The 20,953-nt window shown below is 48.8% G+C and carries 4 protein-coding genes and 1 pseudogene (1 of these 5 running past the window's edge); 1 reads left to right on the top strand and 4 read right to left on the bottom strand.

Annotated elements, in window-relative coordinates:
- Window positions 1-67 precede the first annotated feature (67 nt).
- Window positions 68-838 carry a hypothetical protein gene (locus tag AACX38_RS08885; RefSeq protein WP_228864068.1) on the top strand — a complete coding sequence of 257 codons (771 nt, stop codon included), beginning with the start codon at window positions 68-70 and terminating at the stop codon, window positions 836-838.
- Between the two features lie 275 nt (window positions 839-1,113).
- Here AACX38_RS08885 and AACX38_RS08880 read toward each other — a convergent pair whose 3' ends face one another.
- From AACX38_RS08880 to AACX38_RS08865, 4 genes and pseudogenes are all read right to left on the bottom strand, one after another.
- The gene (locus AACX38_RS08880; protein WP_228864067.1) at window positions 1,114-2,004 is read right to left on the bottom strand and encodes an Rpn family recombination-promoting nuclease/putative transposase; all 891 of its coding nucleotides are present in this window, start codon (window positions 2,002-2,004) and stop codon (window positions 1,114-1,116) included.
- A 164-nt stretch (window positions 2,005-2,168) separates the two neighbouring features.
- Complete coding sequence (gene panP, locus AACX38_RS08875; RefSeq protein ID WP_228864066.1) at window positions 2,169-3,767, bottom strand: pyridoxal-dependent aspartate 1-decarboxylase PanP; 1,599 nt, start codon at window positions 3,765-3,767, stop codon at window positions 2,169-2,171.
- A 17-nt stretch (window positions 3,768-3,784) separates the two neighbouring features.
- Window positions 3,785-18,646 carry a non-ribosomal peptide synthetase gene (locus AACX38_RS08870; protein WP_228864065.1) on the bottom strand — a complete coding sequence of 4,954 codons (14,862 nt, stop codon included), beginning with the start codon at window positions 18,644-18,646 and terminating at the stop codon, window positions 3,785-3,787.
- Window positions 18,643-20,953 (bottom strand): annotated as a pseudogene (locus AACX38_RS08865) (non-ribosomal peptide synthetase) (its annotated part continues 4,433 nt past the right edge of the window); the annotation flags it as partial. The gene AACX38_RS08870 and the pseudogene AACX38_RS08865, both read right to left, overlap by 4 nt.

The raw sequence follows: 20,953 nt of genomic DNA, 5'->3' as shown, positions 1-20,953 counted from the left end.
TTAAATTTTAAATTAATTAACCATAAGAACAACTGTTTATCTATATTGAAAACATTAAGGAATAGTTATGAGAATATATAAAAATAAAGAAAAGCCAGAGATAACAAGTGGACTTACTAAAGAATTTGAACCAGGCCATATTCTATATGGCTTAAATACACCAAGGGATGAAGCGGTAAAAGATCTAGAAAAAAAGAAACTTTACCGTAAAGGCCCTGCTCCAGATTCTTCAAAAACATTACTCTCAAAATTCAGGAAGCTTTTAGAGAAAAAAGGAAAAAAAATTATAAAAAGAAATATACTTATACAAAATGATATAACCAATGCTGTCTGGGATCCCTTAGTGAACCCAACAGAATATGCTGATGATGATAGTATCAAAGAAGATTTACATGACTACGATCGTGCTATTGATTTTAGAGAATTTCTATCTAGTCACTCTAAATATAATGTTAAAGATATAATTATAAAATCAGGAATTACAAGTATACCCTCCATGAGTGAGGGAGTGCCTTTTTGGAAAAAAACAAGTAAGGCAGGATTGGAATATCAGTTAATGCAGAGAAAATTACCTGTTCATTTTACATTCAGTGACATTAGCGGTGCCTCTGATAAAGATAATATTACTCAGGCAGCAGACAAAAATGGTAAATATGGTCAGGGCGTAACATCCAGTGAATTACGCTGGTTATATCGCCATAAAAATACTGATGAAGTTAAACAAAATGTAAAATTTTGGCTAGATGGAAAAAGTGTTCCACATAGTGAAGTATTTTCTGAAGAAAAATGGAGTAATTATCAGCCTAAAAACAGGTATCCTAAAATCTCTGAGCAATAAATAAATCTGAATTTAGTTTAAAAAAGGAATTAAAGTGCCTGAGGTACGATCAATGTTTTTTTAAAGAAAATAGAATAGTGGAGTCCTCAGGCTATTTGTTTTTTATTATTGAATTAATTAAATTTAATCACTAAATTCCCATTTTTTATAAAAAAACAGGAAATAATATACCAAATTTTAAACTCTTTGATAATAAAACATAACAACCCTCTTAAATTAAAACAAAAATGCCGATTTTAAATATCGGCATTTTACTGTGAAAGAGAGCGATTGATTTAATGTTTTAACGTTTCAATTTCTTCCTGGCTCAGCCCGGTACTGGTGGCGATAATATCCAGACTGACACCATGCTGTAATAATGCGCGAGCCGTTTCCAGTTTACCTTCTATCTTACCCTGCTCGCGCCCTTTTTGCTCAAGCTGTTCTGCAATAGTCATCAACATCGTTTTATGCTCCGGAGATTGTTCAATGAGTTGATGGACAAATTGTGAGATATCCAGAGTATGCCCATTCAGTAAAATATAGCTTAACACAACATTGCGTTGTTCAACCGTATTATAACCTGCATTCAATAAGGCCACCAATTGGGGGATCCACTCCAGCATATCCCGACAACGAATGTGTTTTTGCACCAACTCCATTAAGGCAATGCTTTTATGCGTCAGGATTTCTTCATCGCTAAACGCAGTGATATCTACCAGTGGAAACGCCTGATGATATAAGCGAGCAGCCTGTTCGGGAAGTGTGAAACAATCCAGCCATCGGTTTGAGTAAGGATATGGTCGAACCTCACCATGATAAAATAGCAAGGGAACCACCAAAGGCAGTTCGGTATGTCCTTTTTTCAGGTGAGCGGCCATTGCTGACATCGCATAATACATCAATCGCCAGGCCATTAAGGGGTCAGGTGTGGATTGATGTTCAATCAGGCAGTAAATGTAACCGTCTCCCTGCGTTGTCTCAACGGAATACAACACATCACTGTGCAACTGGCGTAAATGCCGATCGACAAAACTGCCGGGTTCCAGTTTCAGTGTAGTTAAATCACACAAAGACTGAATCTCACTTGGCAGATAAAGGGATAGAAATTCCTTGGCTGTTTCAGGTTGTGTTAAAAAATGCTTGAATAACGCATCATGGTTAGGCTGTTTTTCTTTTTTTGCCACAACATATCCCTCTGTTTTATCGGTCAGTCACCGGCCTTGATTGTCAGGGCGATAATCTTTATTGAAGGCCGATAAATGTACAATATATTATCGGCTGCTCCAATATCGAAGCCGTTTAGTCAGTCCCGTATTGACTCATGATGATCCCGCTTTCAGAACCTATTTCACTCTGAGCTCAGCAAATCCTGCAAATCCCCCCAGAATTCACTTTGTCTTGCCAGTTGGCGCTGTTCTTCAATCATGTCCTCCAGTATTTCCGGCGTTGTTAGTGGATTTGCCAGCACAACGCGAAAAACAGTCGTTGGTTGTTTATTCCATTGCGCAGGTTTAATGCTGGTACGTGAAACAAATGTTTTTCCGGCAGAGCGCTGCATGGTCTGGATATTCTGATTGAGGGCATTAAGCATGTCCTGTACTTTTTGTCGTATCGACTCAGAACCCTCATGCATCAGTTTAATTGCAGTGGGTGGGGCGTAGCGGTAAGTCAACAGACAAAGCTGCGGTTCGCTGATTAGTTCGAAATCTTCCTGTTGGTGAATGAAGTCTGCAAACTGATGTGCTTTCTCAATGCCTGCATCTATCAGAGCTGCCATTCCCTGTCGCCCAAGCAGGTGAAGGTTACTGTGTAGCATCAGCGACATTGCGCTACGTGAACCTTCCAGAGTATGTCTGCCCAGATCTTTTGATCCCTTACGTAAGATGTAATTAGCATGCTGTTCAATAGCATCGGCCATAGTGGGCTGACGGAATAGCACCATCCCTGATCCCATTGGGACGTACATCTGTTTATGTGCATCAATAGTCACGCTATCCGCCCGCTCGATGCCCTTGAATAAGTGCCGATAGCGTTCTGATAACAGGCTGGCACCTCCCCATGCGGCATCGACGTGAAAATGACACTGTTCCCGTTCAGCGATATCAGCCAGCGCATCCAGCGGGTCGATAGAGCCGGTTTCGGTACTGCCAGCGATGCCGACAATCGCCATCGGTTTGATATTACGTCGGCGCAGTTCCTGTAACTGAATGAGAAGGTCATCAAGACAGATTTTCCCGTCTTTGTCAGTGGCGATTTTAACCAGCGCATCCTGCCCAAGACCCAGCACATCGACGGCTTTTTTCAGCGAATAATGCCCCAGCTCTGATACCAGAATTGCCAGTCCGCTATAGCCATAATGGATTAACCCACGGGCTAAACCTTCACGAGTCAGTCCGGCAAAGTCGCCATCTGCGGGCATAAGCTGATTCCGGCATGCCCATAATGCAGTCAGGTTAGCCACGGTTCCGCCGGAGCAGAAGCTCGCCAGCGCATGATCACCATTGTGAAGCCATTTTTGATAGAAGTTGTCATCACAGTTGTAGACGAGTTTGTGCATCATTCCCAAGACCTGACGTTCCAGCGCGGTCAGGGCGTGGGAGGTTTCCAGTTTGACAACATTTTGATTCAGCGCTGTCAGTATCTTCCCCAGCGCCGGTAAGTGCAGGGGAAGAGCGGATGTCATATGGCCCACAAAGGCAGGTGAGGAAACAGGCATAACCTGATTTAGCACATTTTCGCTCAGATACCGGGTGTATATTCCGGTATCAACCGGGCATTCCGGTATGCTCACGGAAGAGAACTGTTTTTCCAGTTCTTCAAGGCTGCATACCGGCCTGTTTAACCTATCATGACAATAGCTGACCGGGTTATCTGTGATGTCCGCTTCCAGTGCGGACAGCGCCTGCGCACCGATATTTGTCATAAATGGGTTGAGAAAATCCTGCATAGTTTGCCTCTTTAGACTTACCTGATTGTATTTGCCAGTTTCTGCCAGAGTTTACCCACCCAGAGTTTGGTTGATGGAGTGGATAACATGGTCATATGATTGCCGGGTACAGGCATCGCGTCCAGTTTTGCAACATGTGCGCGCCACTGAGTTTCACGGTTTTTTATTTCATCCGGGTTTTCGTCTTCTGCACTAATCAGGTGGACGAGCCCTTCATAACGAGCCCGGGGAATATAGCGGGTGTTCAGGTTAGCCTGCATAACGCGAATGATCCCTTGCAGTAGTGATATTGATGTTTTTGCCCGGAAAAGGCCGGCTTTTATTAAGGCATCGTGTAAAAGCTGGTGCTGCTCATCTTGTGTCAGGTTTTCAAAATCCTGTCGGGTGAGAGAAAGCGGCTGATCTAATATCATATCGTAGATATCAATCAACTCCATTATCGTCTCAGTATGGCTGACAGGCTTATGGATAGAGCCTTGCTGGTTGGGTTCGTCTGTATCAACAAGAATGAGGTCAGCTACCTGTTCGCCCTCGGCCTGTAGTTGTAAGGCGATTTCAAAGGCGATCCAGCCACCAAAAGAGTGGCCTAACAGATGATAAGGCCCGTGAGGCTGAATCTCACGAATAGTCCGGATGTAAGCTCGGGCTGCCTCTTCAACGCTGTTATGCGGGTAATTGTGCTCAGCAGTAAAACCACGGGCCTGTAAAGCATAAATGGGCAGTTGCGACGGGAATGATAACGCCAGTTCAAGCAGGCTGGACGGGCTGGCTCCTGCTCCGGGCATACAGAATAGCGGGGATACTGATTTAGAACCCAGCTGAATGATAACACGCGGGTCGAAAGCCGGAACGGCCTGTATCTGCTCAGTAATTGAATCTGCAATCTGATTAAGGAAAGGAGGCTGCATAATAGAGAAGTGCGTTCCGCCAATGGGGCAGAGTACAGAATGGTGCCCGGCGATATCGCGCCAGCCATGCCAGCGGTCACGATTGTTTGACTCATCTGCGGCATAGAGATGAACAGGCAGGGATGACTTGGGCGGAACATAGTCTTGTCCCAGTCGGGTGATCAGCTCAGCGGTATGAGTACGCGTAAGGATATCGTTCTGCGTGATATTCGCCGGTACCCATTGATGCTCAATGCAGTAATCAATAATCTGCTCCAGACTGCTGAGTTTGTACAGTGCTTCCAGCGCCTGTTCATCATCAATATTCTTCTGAGTACGCAGTGAATCAATGATTAACCCGATTTGTACAGCTGCTTTATCTTCACTTGCCTTGTCTTCATTAAGCGTATTGTTATCAGTATCGCCATTGACATAATTATAGGTGTCAATCATGCCAAGGAATTCCACGACTTCATTGTCATTGATTAACTGTTGAGCGATTTCATAGGCAATCAGGCCACCAATAGACCAGCCAGCCAGACGATACGGTCCCTCAGGCTGAATGCGGCGGATTGCCTGAATATGGCAGGCCGCAAGTTCTTCAATGGAAGTGGGTTGCTGTTGCAGAGAATGAATACCCAGCGCCTGTAGTGCGTAAACGGGAAGCTCAGCCGGCAGTAGCGTTGCTAATGGAGAATAAACCAGCGGATCGCCGGAAGTCTCGTGTATCAGGAATAGTGGAGGTAAAGAGCCAGACGGGCTTAACGGTACTGGGTTTGCATCAAACGGCGATTCTGGTACGGCAAGGTGTTTATCCACAGCGGCAGCCAGCTCACATAATGTGGGGTGAGCAAACAAAGCGGTCAGCGGAGCTTCCATTTCCTGTTCCTTCATTCGGTTTAGTAGTTGTATTGCGAGTAATGAGTGACCGCCCAGTTTAAAGAAATGGTCATAACGGCCAACACGTTTCAGTCCCAATAGATCCTGCCAAATTTGTGCCAGCGCGATCTCAGTTTCACCCATCGGGGCGGCATAATTATGTACTATCATTGCGGATAAATCAGGAGCAGGCAGTGCCTGCCGATCAAATTTACCATTAGGGGTTAATGGGAAAGCCTCCAAAGTCACAAAAGCACTGGGTAGCATGTACTCAGCAAGATGTTGGGCAAGTTGCCGGCGAAGTTCAGCCGGGACTAACTTAGCGCCCATATGTGGTAATAAGTAAGCAACCAGACGTTCTTGTCCGCCAGTTTGTTCATCAACAGTGTTTTTACGGATAATGACGACCGCTTCACGTACTCCATCACATTTTGCCAGCCGGGTTTCTATTTCACCGGGTTCAATTCTGAAGCCTCGTAGCTTAACCTGAAAATCATTACGGCCAAGATATTCGATATTGCCATCCGGCAACCAGCGCCCGAGATCGCCGGTTTTATACATCCGCTCATTCGGATAGGCAGAAAAAGGATCGGGAAGGAAGCGCTCAGCCGTCAGTTCTGGCTGATTCAAATAACCACGGGCCAATCCGGCACCGGCGATATAGATTTCACCAATGACACCAACGGGGATCAGTTGCCTGTCAGGGTTAAGAATATAACAGCGGGTATTGGCAATGGGACGCCCGATGATGGAGACATCTGGGACAACACGTGTAGCATCGTACTCATACCATGTCGCATCACCATTAATTTCAGATGAACCATAAAAATTAAGCAGCCGGATCCACGGATAATTTGTGACTATTTGTCGTGCCAGTTTGGGTGCCAGCTGTTCCCCGCTGCAAATCAGTATCCTGATAGATTTCAGGGCGTGTTCATCATTATTCTGGATTAAGATTTTCAACAGGGAAGGAACGACGACCAGTAAATTCACACCAGTATGCTGTAGGCTTGCGAGGAATCGGACAGGATCTTTCACCTCATGGTTGTCGAAAACCACCAGCCGCCCCCCTGTTAATAGGGTACTCAGCGTTTCTGTTATTGAATCAACGAAGCTGATACTGGTTTTCAGTGCTGTGATAAGCGGAAGTGTCACTCTGTCATGCACAAACCATATATCGTTCACAAACCACAGTAACCGGTTACTCAAGGCTTGGTGGCTGCTCATGACACCTTTAGGAACACCCGTTGAACCGGATGTGTAAACAACATAGGCCAGATGCTGATCTGTTATACCGGATACTTCCGGATTATGTTCTGGTTGTGTATCCATAAACGGTGTCTGGATATCTAAAAGGATGATTGGCAGAGCGTCCGCAGATTCTAAATCGCATAACATATCGGGATAAATGGCCTGATAGATTTCAGACTGAGTCAGTAATGCTACCGGAGCGGAGTCTTTGAGCATATACTTCAGCCGCTCTGCCGGATAGGCCGGATCAAGCGGAACATAAGCTCCACCGGCTTTAAGAATACCGAGTAAACCGATAACCATTTCGGGGCTGCGTTCGAGACAAACCGCAACTCGATCATCAGGGCGTACACCCTCTGCAATCAAGTAATGAGCCAGATGATTAGCCCGGCGGTTAAGTTCACGGTAACTGATGGCCTGATCTTCAAATACTACTGCAATTGCGTCAGGGGATTGCTCTGCCTGAGCTTCAAACAGCCTGTGGATCAGGGCATCTTGCGGGTTGTCTGCTGGTAAGAAAGTAGCCTGAGTTGTATTAAAATCGACCAACAGTTGCTGCTGTTCCAGTTCTGGCAGCATTGGAAGTCTCACAACTGTTTGCCTTTCATCAGCCGCTATTGCCGTCAGTACATTTGTGAAATAACCAGCCATTCGTTCAATAGTTGAATGATCGAACAGGTCAGTGGCATAGGACAGTGCGCCTGCCAGACCAGATTCAGTTTCAACCAGTGATAGAGTTAAATCAAAATGGGTGGTGTGCTGTGTCTGTTCAAATGGAGTGAACTGTAACTCAGGTAAAATCAGCTGCTGAGCTGGTGTGTTATTTAAGGCCAGCATGACCTGAAAAACAGGGCTATAGCTGAGTCTGCGTTCAGGCTGTAAGGCTTCCACCACCTGTTCAAAAGGCAATTCCTGATGAGCAAAGGCTGCCAGCGCACTTTCTCTGACCTGAGTCAGCAAATCCACGACATTAAGTTTTTCATCAAACTGAATACGCAATGCCAGTGTATTGACAAAAATACCCATTAACCCTTCGAGTTCAGGATACGGACGACCCGCAACGGGGGTGCCGATGACAATATCATCCTGACCACTGAGTCGGGCAAGGACAATGCTCCAGCCAGCCAGTACGGTCATAAACAGGGTCGAATTATGGCGCTTTCCAAGGGTTTTCAGTGAAGACAACACGCGGTTATCGAGGTGGAAAGCAACCTGATTACCAACATAGGTTTGTACTTTCGGGCGAGGCCGGTCAGTCGGTAGTGTCAGTAATACGGGAGCATCTTTAAGTTGCCTACGCCAGAAATCACGTTGTTCAGCAAGGACTGTTTCCTGCAATGATTGATGTTGCCAGACGGCGTAGTCAGCGTATTGAATGGGGAGTGGCGGCAAAACGGCAGTCTGTCCATTGAGCGCGGCACGGTAGAAAACCCCTAATTCCCGTACCAGTATCCCGATTGACCAGCCATCGGTAATAATATGGTGCAAGGTGATCAGCAGAATGTGTTCCTCATCTGCCAGTTGCAGCAATTGACCACGGATAAGTGGTCCACAGGCAAAATCGAAAGGCGTCTGTGCTTCACGTTCAGCAATTTCGGCAACCCGCTGGTTTTTCTCGGCTGTATCAAGCAGGCGCAGATCATGGCTGGATAAGTTAAAGCCGATATCGGCAGCATCAATATGCTGATAAGGCTGGTTTCCATTTGAGACAAACCGGGTGCGTAATCCCTCATGACGGGCTACAAGATTATCAAGCGCGGAACATAATGCCTGATGATGCAGTTTGCCGGTCAGGCGTAATGCCGCCGGTAGATGATAAGCAAGGCTGGCGGCAGGATCGAGCTGACCAAGAAACCATAACCGTTGTTGTGCAAAGGATAAAGGCAGCCTCTGGCTGCGATCTGCCACTGCTATCATAGTTTGGTTAGTCGTATCAGCCTCAGCAATAGTCTGTGCTAAATCCATCAGGACTGGCTGGGCAAATAATTGTTGCAGAGGTAACTCGCGTTTCAGCATTTGACGCACGCGGGCAGCCAGTTGAACGGCTAACAGCGAATGCCCGCCCAGCTCAAAAAAGTGATCATATCGCCCAACTTGTTCCAGCCTGAGTAACTCTTGCCAGATTTTCGCCAGAACAGTTTCTGTTTCACCAACCGGAGCTACATAATCACGGGTAGCAATAGCCGATGAATCCGGGGCGGGGAGTGCCTTGCGATCCAGTTTGCCGTTAGGCGTTAACGGAAGCGCATCTAATATCACAAAAGCCGTGGGCAGCATATATTCAGCAAGATGTCGGGCCAGCTGCTGGCGTAATTCAGCAGGGCTCAGGCTCACGCCTTCCTGTGGGCACAGATAAGCGACCAGCCGTTTCTGGTTATTTTCATTAACAACCTCTTCACGGGCAATCACGACAGCTTCCCGTACGCCGTGACACAACATCAGCTGAGCCTCAATTTCACCCAGTTCGATACGAAAACCACGTATTTTCACCTGAAAATCATTACGGTTGAGATATTCAATATTGCCGTCGGGTAACCAACGGGCAAGATCGCCGGTTTTATACATGCGGGCATGGGATTTCATTGAGAACGGATCAATCAGGAAGCGTTCGGCGGTAAGCTCCGGACGATTCAGATAACTCCGGGCAATATTTACGCCCGCAATATAAAGCTCACCGGCGACACCAAGAGGCGCAGGACGGCAATATTCATCAAGAATATAGATCTGAGCATTGGCGATCGGGCGCCCGATAGGCGGCAGAACCGGCCAGTGTTCAATTTCCTTGTCTAAGGTATAGGACGTGACAACGTGACTTTCCGTCGGGCCATAATGATTATGTAACCGACAATGTCCCGCACGTTGCAGAAAACGCTGGATGGTCGGGGTGATACGTAATTGTTCACCGGCAGTAATAATATGGGCCAGACAGGATATATCGCTCTCATGACTATTGCCTGCGCGATGGCTGTCGGCTTCGGCAAGGTGCTGAAGAGCAATAAAAGGAAGAAAAATGCGGTTAATCTGCTTTTGCTGAATCAACCGCAGGAGTTGCAGAGGCTCCCGACGCAGGGTTTCATCAATCAGCACCAGACAACCGCCTTCACTTAGCGTAGTGAAGATTTCCTGAAAAGCGACATCAAATCCCAGTGCCGCAAATTGCAGGGTTTTACCGTTTCTGGTGAGGCATGAATCAGCCTGACGCTGCCATTGTAGTAAATTTGACAGAGTCATCAGTGGCATTTCCACCCCTTTAGGTAATCCGGTTGATCCCGAGGTGTAAATCACATAGGCCAGATGGTGAGGCTTCAACCCCATTGATTGTGTATCTGGATTATGCTCCGGCTGCCCAGTCAGATAAGACTGCGGCTCATCAAGCAATACGATAGTACAGGATGGCGCAGGGTTTAATGTTTCCACCAGTGCCGTTCGGGTGAGTAAAACTGTTCGGGTGAGTAAAATCACCGGAGCTGAATCTTTCAGCATATAGGCCAGCCGTTCAGCCGGATAATTCGGGTCAAGGGGGACATAAGCACCGCCGGCCTTAAGAATGGCGAGTAATCCTACTACCATTTCCGGGCTGCGTTCAAGATAGATTGCTACGCGTGTATCAGGGCGGACACCTTGCGTCATCAGATAGTGCGCCAGCTGATTGGCACGGCGATTCAGTTCGCCATAACTCAGGGTTTGATCTTCGAATTCTACTGCAATTGCATCAGGGCATTGTTCTGCCTGAGTCTCAAACAGCGGATGAATTAAGGCATTTTGTGGGTAACTTACCTGTGTAGCGTTAAAATCCACCAGTAACTGCCGTTTTTCCGGTTCCGATATGATCGGCAGGGTAGCGATGGTTCTGCTTGCATTGCTTACCATCGCTGCCAGTATATTGGTGAAATAACCCGTCATACGTTCAGCCGTGGTGTGATCAAACAAATCAGCAGCATAGATTAAAGCGCCTGCCAGACCGGATTCGGTTTCTGTCAGCGACAGGGTTAAATCAAAATAAGCGCCATGATGAACCTGTTCAACCGATGAAAGCTGTAAACCGGGCAATACCAGTTTCTGAGGCGGTGTATTATTCAGCATCAGCATTACCTGAAAGATCGGGCTGTAGCTGAGGCTGCGCTCCGGCTGTAAGGTCTCCACGACCTGCTCGAACGGTAGGTTCTGATTGGCATAGGCAGCAAGCGATTGTTCACGAACCTGCGCCAGCAAATCTGTCACTTTGAGTTCGCGGCTGAATTTGACACGTAATGCCAGTGTATTCGCAAAGAAACCAATCAGGCCTTCCAGTTCTTTATGCGGGCGGTTGGCAACCGGCGTGCCGATAACAATATCATCCTGCCCGCTCAGGCGGGCGAGTACGATGCTCCATGCGCTCAGCAGGGTCATAAACAGTGTGGTGTTGTGACGCTGACCTAATTCCTTGAGCGATGTCAGTAAGCGGGCATCAAGATGGAGAGAAACCTGCCCACCGGCATAGGATTGTACTGTCGGACGCGGGTAATCAGCAGGCAGTGTCAATAAAGCCGGAATGTCAGCAAGCTGGTGACACCAGAAGTCGCGTTGTGCATTCAGCGTTGCCTGTTGTTGCTGATCGCGCTGCCAGACAGCATAGTCGGCATACTGAATAGGCAATGGCAGTAAGGGGTTATCACTCCCGTCAAGAGCAGACTGGTAAAAATCGCCCAGTTCACGCACGAGTATACCCAGTGACCAGCCGTCAGTAATGATGTGATGCAGGGTGAGTAACAATATATGCTCGTCATCAGCCAGCTGAAGTAACTGCCCACGCATAAGAGAACCCTGCGCAAAATCAAAAGGTGTCCGGGCTTCGAGATCGACAAGTTCAGTGACCCGGCGGGTCTGTAAAGCCGGATCAAGCTGGCGCAGGTCATGGCAGGGTAGAGAAAAACCGATATCAGCGGGATCGATATGCTGGTAAGGATGCCCGTCGATGGAGATAAAGCGGGTACGCAGACTTTCATGGCGGGCAATCAGATGGTTGAGTGCGCTAGTCAGTGCCTGCCGATTAAGTAAGCCGATAAGACGCAGTGCCGCCGGAAGATGGTAGGCGAGGCTGGCAGCCGGATCGAGTTGCCCCAGAAACCACAGCCGTTGTTGAGCAAAAGAGAGCGGCAGAAGCTGATTGCTGTTGGCACTGGGGATAATGACTTGTGTTGTCGTTGCCGCATCAGCAAGAGTATGTGCTAATGCCTCCAGCACTGGCTGGTCAAATATCTTCTGTATGGGTAACTCACGGCCCAGCATCTGACGAATACGGCCAGCAAGCTGAATTGCCAGCAGGGAATGACCACCGAGTTCAAAAAAATGGTCATAGCGGCCGACTCTTTCCAGCCCCAGCAGTTCTTGCCAGATTTGCGCCAGAACAGTTTCAGTTTCACCAACCGGAGCCACATAGTGCTGTGTCACTATCGCGGATGTACCCGGGGCAGGGAAGGCTTTACGATCCAGCTTACCATTCGGTGTCAGTGGGAATGTCTCTAACGTGACAAAAGCACCGGGCAACATATATTCAGCAAGATGCAGAGAAAGCTGCCGGCGCAGTTCAGCCGGGATCAGTTCGGTTCCCTCATGTGGCCGCAGATAAGCAACCAGACGTTGCTGATTGGGTTCATCTTCACGTACCAGAACCACGGCTTCCCGTACGCCGTGACACTGTAATAACTGCGTTTCAATTTCCCCCAGTTCAATGCGGAACCCGCGCAGTTTAACCTGAAAATCATTGCGTCCGAGGTACTGGATATTTCCGTCCGGCAGCCAGCGTCCCAGATCACCGGTTTTATACATTATCTCGTTCGGTTGGGACGAAAAGAGATCGGGCAGGAAACGCTCATCCGTCAGTTCCGGAAGATTCAGATAACCACGGGCTAACCCGGCACCGGCGATATAGATTTCGCCAGTGACACCAAACGGAACCAGTTGCCTGTCAGGGTTCAGAATATAGCAGCGGGTGTTGGCGATTGGACGCCCGATTACCGATACATCCGGTACGCCACGCTCAGCGTTATATTCATACCAGGTTGCGTCACCATTAATTTCAGATGAACCATAAAAATTGAACAATCGGAGCCACGGATAATTTGTCACTACTTGCTGTGCCAGTTCGGGTGCCAGCCGTTCTCCGCTGCAAATCAGTATCCTGACTGATTTCAGGGTATGCTCATTACTATCCTGTATTAGGAGTTTTAACAGGGAAGGCACGACAACCAGTAAATTCACCTCGGCATGCTGTAAACCAGCACGGAAGCGGGCAGGATCTTTGACCATAGGGTTGTCGAAAACCACGAGCCGTCCTCCTGCCAGTAATGTTCCCAGTGTTTCTGTTACCGAATCCACAAAGCTGATGCTGGTTTTCAGCGCGGTGATAAGCGGGAAGGTGACTATATCGTCCACAAACCATATATCGCGTACAAACCACAACAGCCGGTTACTCAGGGCATGGTGGCTGTTCATGACACCTTTAGGCACACCTGTTGAACCAGACGTGTAAACAACATAGGCCAGATGCTGATCCGTCATACCGGATATTTCCGGATTGTGCTCTGGTTGTTCTTCCATAAACGGCATCTGAATATCGAGCAGGACTTTCGGCAAAGATTCCGCAGACTTAGGCAGAATATCGGCGTGAATAACCTGACAGGTCGATAGCTGAACCAGTAATGCGACCGGAGCAGAGTCTTTGAGCATATAAGCCAGTCGTTCAGACGGATAGGCCGGGTCGAGCGGCACATAAGCCCCACCCGCTTTGAGAATAGCCAGTAATCCCACCACCATTTCCAGACCCCGTTCGACACAGATAGCTACCCGGTCATCCGGACGTACACCCAATGCAATTAAATGATGAGCTAAGCGGTTAGCATGGCGATTCAGCTCGCCATAACTGAGTGATTGCTGACTGTGTACCACTGCAATGTCATCGGGGTGATGCATGGCTTTGGTTTCAAATAGCTGGTGGATAAGTGCATTTTGTGGGCTGTCTGTTTGCAGGAAAAGAGCCTGAGTCTGATTGAAATCCAGCAATAATTGCTGTTGCTCAGAAGCCGGAATGACCGACAACGGTAAAATCGGTTGCTGAGGGTTATGTGTCAGGGCATCAGCCAGACCACTGACCGCGGTGAGCAGGTACTGGAGTATACGGTCAGAATCGATTCCGGTTACAGTCTGTGCCTTCAACTGGAAATCTTCGCCTAAGTCATCCACGGTGAGTGTGACAGGGTAGTTAGTCTGTTCTTCCGCTGACAGAACCCGTATGCCTTCCCAGGTTGTACTGACTGTTTCTGTTTCATCACTCTGGCTATGCCGGTAATTCAGTAAGGCGCTGAACAGGGGCATAGGCTGAGCCACGCCACTGCATTGTTGTGCCAGTGATAGCGGAGCCTGTTCATGTTCCAGCAGATGAGTCAGATTGCGATAAGTGGCCTGTACGACTTCCTGAACACTTGCTGTTTTCTGCAAATTGCGGTCAGTCAGGGAAATCCGGACTGGTAGGGTATTGATAAACATCCCCAGTATGCGCTTAACCCCGGATATTCCCTGTAAACGGCCCAGTAATACAGAGCCAAAGACAACATCGTCATGACCGCTGGTATGTGCCAGCACCTGAGCCCATGCAACGTGGAACAGTACACTGGGACTGACACCCAGATGGCGGGCCTGAGTACGGATATGCTTTGCCAGAGCCGGATCAACCGCTAGATGAGACTGATGAATAACACGGTTATCGTTTGGTATTCTGACGATGCCAAATGGCGCAGTGGGTTCAGTAAAATCGGCTAGCTGGGTACGGAAATAGTCCTCATGTACTGAAATTGGCACATTTAAAATTCGGGCGATAAAATCCCGGTAAGGTAGAGCTACTGGTAGTGATTCCGACTGCCCCTGCAATACCTGAGCGATTTCGGCAAAAATCAGTTCCAGTGTCATATGGTCGCTGACCAGATGGTGAAAACGCAGAGACAGCAGCCATTCATTCTGTGCTGCATCATAAGCAATATCAGCAGAGAATAGCGGCGCGAGGTTCAGATTGAGGCGATGATGGTGCGGATCCGTGTGAGCACTTAGCTGTGATAGCACTTCGTTTTCAGTTGTCGGTATGAAGTGATGAATATGCAGTGGTGCCCGACGCCAGACTACCTGAACAGGCTGAGCCAGATCCTGCCAGTAAGCAGAGGTGCGCAGAATATCATGACGATCGATGATGTGCTGCAATGCGGCCAGAAAAGTGTCAAGGCGTTCACGGCTGTCAAAGACCAGCAGGCTTTGCAGCAGGTAATCATCCCCATGAGTCTGCAACAAATGGTGGAACAGAACCCCTTCCTGTAGCGGTGCCAGTGGGTAAATATCCTGTATGTTGCTGACTCCGCCGGGAATGGTTGCGGCAATGGCATCTATCTCTGATTGTGACAGGGAAACCAGTGACAGCATATCCGGAGTAATCGCCGTGCAGTCTGCGGTAATGAGGTTAGGGGGGACTACAAAAGCGGGAGTATCGCGCTGATAGACTAAAATCGCCTGCGCCAGTTCGCTCAGGATAGGGGCTGCAAACACATTCCGTACATCAAGCCGTAACCCAATGTTGTGCAACCGGTCAATCATGCTGACAATCATCAGGGAATGCCCGCCTAGTTCGAAGAAGTGATCATGCCGACCAACTTTTTCCAGCCCCAGCAACGTCTGCCAGATCCGGGCTAACGCGATTTCCATTTCGCCTGCGGGGGCTTCATAGCCTCGCCTGATTACTGCTGACTGATCTGGGACAGGAAGCGCCTGACGATCCAGCTTGCCATTGGGCGTCAGCGGAAAGGCATCGAGGATGACAAAGGCACTGGGCAGCATATAATCAGCAAGATGCTGAGCGAGTTGCTGGCGTAATTGTGCAGGAGTCAGTTCAATGCCATCCTGAGCCAGCAGGTAAGCAACCAGTTGTTTCTGGCTGCCTGTTTTTTCCGCAGATGCTTTTTCGCGGGCGATGACTACGGCTTCGCGCACGCCGTGACACTGCATCAGTTGTGTTTCGATTTCTCCCGGCTCGATGCGAAAACCACGTATTTTCACCTGAAAGTCATTACGACCGAGATACTCAATGTTGCCATCTGACAGCCAGCGACCCAGATCACCGGTTTTATACATACGCGCATTCGGAGCAGGGGAGAATGGATCGGCAAGGAAACGTTCTGCTGTCAGTTCGGGGCGATTCAGGTAGCCACGAGCCACTCCGGCTCCGGCAATATAAATTTCGCCAGTGACACCAGCCGGAACCAGTTGCCTGTCAGGATTCAGAATATAGCAACGGGTATTAGCAATTGGGCGTCCGATGATGGAGACATCCGGCACACCACGCGCTGCATCGTATTCATACCAGGTTGCGTCACCATTAATTTCTGCTGAACCATAGAAATTAAACAGCCGGAGCCACGGATAATTGGTGACGACCTGCTGGGCCAGTTCTGGTGCCAGCCGCTCTCCGCTGCAAATCAGTATCCTGACTGATTTCAGAGCCTGTTCATTACGATCCTGCATTAAGAGCTGTAAAAAGGAAGGAACAACGACCAGTGAATTCACACCATAATGCTGTAGACTTGCACAGAAGCGGGCAGGATCTTTCACTTCGTGGTTGTCGAAAACCACCAGCCGTCCTCCCGCCAGTAAGGTACTCAGAGTTTCTGTTACCGAATCCACAAAGCTGATACTGGTTTTCAGTGCTGTGATAAGCGGGAAGGTCACTATATCGTCCACAAACCACATATCGCGTACAAACCATAACAGCCGATTGCCCAGAGCATGGTGGCTGCTCATTACGCCTTTGGGAACGCCCGTAGAACCGGAGGTGTAAACGATATAAGCCAGATGCTGATCCGTTATGCCGGGTACCTCTGGATTATGCTCTGGTTGTTCTTCCATAAATGGCGTCTGGATATCGAGCATGATGACGGGCACGGTATCGGAATGAATGGCCTGACAGGTTGACGGCTGAACCAGTAATGCGACCGGAGCGGAATCTTTGAGCATATAAACCAGTCGTTCGGTCGGGTACGCCGGGTCAAGCGGCACATAAGCACCACCCGCCTTAAGAATAGCCAGTAATCCCACCACCATTTCCAGACCCCGATCGGCACAGATAGCAATCCGGTCATCCGGGCGTACACCCAGGGCAATCAGATGATGAGCCAGACGGTTGGCGTATTGATTCAGTTCTGCATAGCTGATTACCTGATCCCCGTGAATGATGGCTGTAGTATCAGGGTGCTGTTCTGCCTGAGCTTCAAAAAGCGTGTGGATGAGAGCATTTTGAGGGTTTTCTGTTTGAAACGTTTGTGTTGCATTAAACTCCACTAACAATTGCTGTTGCTCTGAAGCGGACAGCATCGGTAATCTGGCAACGGGTTGCATGGCATCTGCTGTCATTGCCATCAGTACCTGTTTCAGATAACCGATCATACGTTCAATGGTGGCAGCATCGAATAGATCAGTGGCATATTCCAGCTCACCCAATAATCCGGCTTTGGTTTCAGTCAGCGATAAAGTCAGATCGAAATGAGTACTGTAACGTACCTGTTCCACCGGCGTCAGTTGCAGGCCGGGCAGGGTTAATGTTTTTGCCGGTGTATTATTCAGGGCCAGCATAACCTGAAAGATCGGGTTATAACTCAGACTACGCTCGGGTTGTACTATTTCCACCACCTGCTCGAAAGGCAATTCCTGATGGGCATAGGCAGCAAGTGACCGTTCACGGATTTGCGTGAGTAACTCTGCAACTGTCGGGGATTCACTGAATGTGACCCGCAACGCCAGTGTATTGACGAAGAACCCAATTAAACTCTCAAGCTCATTTCCCGGCCGATTGGCGACCGGTGTGCCGATAACGATATCATCCTGTCCGCTCATTCGGGATAGAACGATACTCCAGCCTGCCAGCAGCGTCATAAACAGAGTAGCCTGATGGCGTTGTCCGAATAATTTCAGTGCCTCTGACAGGGATGCATCAAACTGAATCGGTACCTGTCCGGCGGTATAACCCGGAGTAGCCGGGCGTGGGCGATCGGTGGGGAGTGTCAGTAAATCCGGGGCACCTTTAAGCTGACGGCTCCAGAAATCACGTTGTTCCGCGAGAACATCACCCTGTAACCAATTCCGCTGCCAGAGCGCATAATCGGCGTATTGAATGGGCAGTGGCGGGAGTGATGTATCACTATCATTTTCGGGGTCATTATTTTCGGAGTCATTATTATCTGGATCGCATTCTATGCGGTAAAGGGCGCTCAGTTCATGTGCCAGTACACCAATTGACCAGCCATCGAAAATAATATGGTGCTGAGTGAACAACAAGACATGATCGTCATCAGCTAATTGTAATAACTGACCCCGGATCAGCGGGCCTTGGGTCAGGTCGAAGGGAGTCCGGGCTTCAAGTGCGGCAATGTCGGCAATACGCTGCATATGCGTTTCTGAATCCAGCATACGCAAATCCTGATAAGTCAGGGTAAAGCCCGTGTCAGCAGGGTCAATATGCTGGTATGGCTGACCTTCGGTAAGCATAAAACGGGTACGGAGAATTTCATGGCGGGCAACCAGCCGATTGAGGGTGGCGGTCAGGGCATGACGATTCAGTTGTCCGGTCAGGCGCAGTGACATGGGAATATGATAAGCCAGACTGGCCGCTGGTTCGAGCTGGTGAAGAAACCACAGGCGTTGCTGTGCAAAAGATAATGGCAGGGGCAGATCACGGTCAGCGTGCTGAACAGGCGGTCGTTTCTGGTGCTGCTGAGTTTGTAATTGCTCTTTAAGTTTCTTTTTCAAAACAGCCCGTTTCAGATCCTCAAGATTCATATCGCTCTTTATCATTTGTCGCTGTCTCCACCTAACATGGCCATTAATTCCTCTGCGGACATTGAATCCAGTGTGTCCTGAAGGGAGTCAATATTGTTTTGTCCCACCGCTTCCTTTTGTGCTGCGAAAATTATTTCTGCCTGATCCGCCAGTCTGGGGGAAAGGAACAGTGAAGCGATGGGGATCTCAACCAAAAATTCATTCTGAATGCGGGTTGCGAGCTGACCTACCATCAGAGAGTGACCGCCCAGTTCAAAAAAGTGATCAAAGCGGCCTACACGCTCCAGCCCCAGCAGGCTTTGCCAGATTTTTGCCAGTGTTTCCTCTTCTTCATCGTTCGGTGCTTCATACTGGCGCGTAACAATCGCTGACATATCAGGCGCTGGCAGAGCCTGACGATCCAGTTTGCCATTAGGAGTCAGCGGGAAAGATTCAAGCGTGACAAAAGCGCTGGGCAGCATATAGTCGGCAAGGTGTCGGGAAAGCTGCCGGCGCAGTTCAGTTGGGGTTAGTTCAATGCCATCCTGAGCAATCAGATAGGCAACCAGTTGTTTCTGTCCGGCCCCGTCTTCGCGGCTCAGAACAATCGCCTCACGCACACCATGACACTGCATCAGTCCGGCTTCAATTTCGCCCGGCTCAATGCGGAAACCACGCAGTTTGATCTGTTTATCCGTGCGACCGAGGTAATCGATATTGCCATCGGCACGCCAGCGCCCCAAATCACCGGTTTTGTACATACGGGCATCAGGTTCAGAAGAGAATGGATCAGTAATAAAGCGTTCCGCAGTCAGCTCGGGGCGATTCAGATAACCACGGGCAACGCCTTTGCCTGCGATATGGATTTCCCCTGTAACGCCGATAGGTACAGGTTGACCACGTGAATTAAGAATGTAGATCCGGGTACTGGCGATTGGGCGGCCAATAGGAATGGAGTGTGCGACATCAACAGGCGATTTTATCTCATAAGTTGATGCAAACGTTGTGGTTTCTGTCGGACCATAGCCATTAATCAGATGAGCAGGCTGGGATTCAGCCTGTTGTACCTGTTGTATCTTTCCGGGATCAAGCACATCCCCACCAACGAGTAAATTATGTAATTGTCCGAACAGTGGCTTGAGCGTATTAAAGTATTCATTAAACAACCCAGCGGTTAACCAAAGTGCAGTGACTTTTCCTCTAATCAGCGAATCACAGAAAAGCACCGGATCGAGCAGGACAGATTGCGGAATAATATGCAAACGCCCGCCATTCAGCAGGGTGGACCACACTTCCCATGTTGATGCGTCAAATGCAGTATTGGCACAATGAGCAACACAGTCATTCGCACCGATATCCGCATAATGATTATTAATCACCAGATGATTGACATTAATATGTTCAACCATGACCCCTTTGGGCTGTCCTGTTGAACCAGAGGTGTAAATCACATAGGCCAGATGGCGTGATGTCAGCCCCAAAGCCTGAGTATCCGGGTTATCAGTCGGCTGAGTGTCCAATGAGTTTTCTGGCGAATCAAGTACGAATACCGGTACCGTATCAGGCAACTTATCGAGCTGCGTTGTTTGTGCCAGTAATACCACGGGCGTAGCATCTTTCAGCATCAATGCCAGTCGTTCCGCCGGATAAGCCGGATCGAGAGGCACGTATGCACCACCCGCTTTAAGAATAGCGAGCAGGCCAACTATCAGTTCCGCGCTGCGTTCAACACAAATTGCGACCCGGTCATCCGGACGTACACCCAGCGCAATCAGATAATGAGCCAGACGGTTGGCGCGCTGGTTCAGCTCCTCATAGCTGAGTGTCTGATCTTCGTAAGTCAGCGCAACAGCATCAGGACGCTGTAATACCTGAGCCTCAAATAGCTGGTGGATCAGCATATCCTGTGAGAGGTCAGCCTGTCCGGTTTTACAGCTACTCGCGTTAAAATCCACCAACAGCTGTTGTCGCTCGGTTTCCGGCAGGATCGGCACATGCAGAATTAATTGCTGGGGATGATGCATCAAGGCATCAACTAAACCACAGAGGGCTGTTTGCAGATAGTGAGTCATCCGGACAGGGTCGATACCCGCTACCGCGTGGGCGGACAGGCAGAAATCTGAGCCTAAATCATCCACTGACAGAGTGATGGGATAGTTAGTGCCTTCTTTAGCCGCGATAACCCGCATACCTGACCAACTGTTTTTGGGCGTTTTTTCTTCACTGGCCTGAGAGTGGCGATAATTCAGCAAGGTGCTGAATAGTGGTATGGCGTGTTCTACACCGCTGCAACTTTGTGCCAGTGTTAACGGGGCCTGTTCATGTTCCAGCAGTGTGATTAAA

Source organism: Xenorhabdus sp. PB30.3 (genome assembly GCF_963895965.1).
In the GTDB taxonomy this organism is placed as follows: Bacteria; Pseudomonadota; Gammaproteobacteria; order Enterobacterales; family Enterobacteriaceae; genus Xenorhabdus; species Xenorhabdus stockiae.
Note: the sequence above shows the minus strand (reverse complement) of the source record. Positions and strands in the feature narration are given on the sequence as shown.

Excerpts from the sequence above, each read along its gene's own strand:
- AACX38_RS08885 (WP_228864068.1), top strand. The coding sequence starts at position 68 with ATGAGAATATATAAAAATAAAGAAAAGCCAGAGATAACAAGTGGACTT.
- panP (WP_228864066.1), bottom strand. The coding sequence starts at position 3,767 with ATGCAGGATTTTCTCAACCCATTTATGACAAATATCGGTGCGCAGGCG.
- AACX38_RS08870 (WP_228864065.1), bottom strand. The coding sequence starts at position 18,646 with ATGATAAAGAGCGATATGAATCTTGAGGATCTGAAACGGGCTGTTTTG.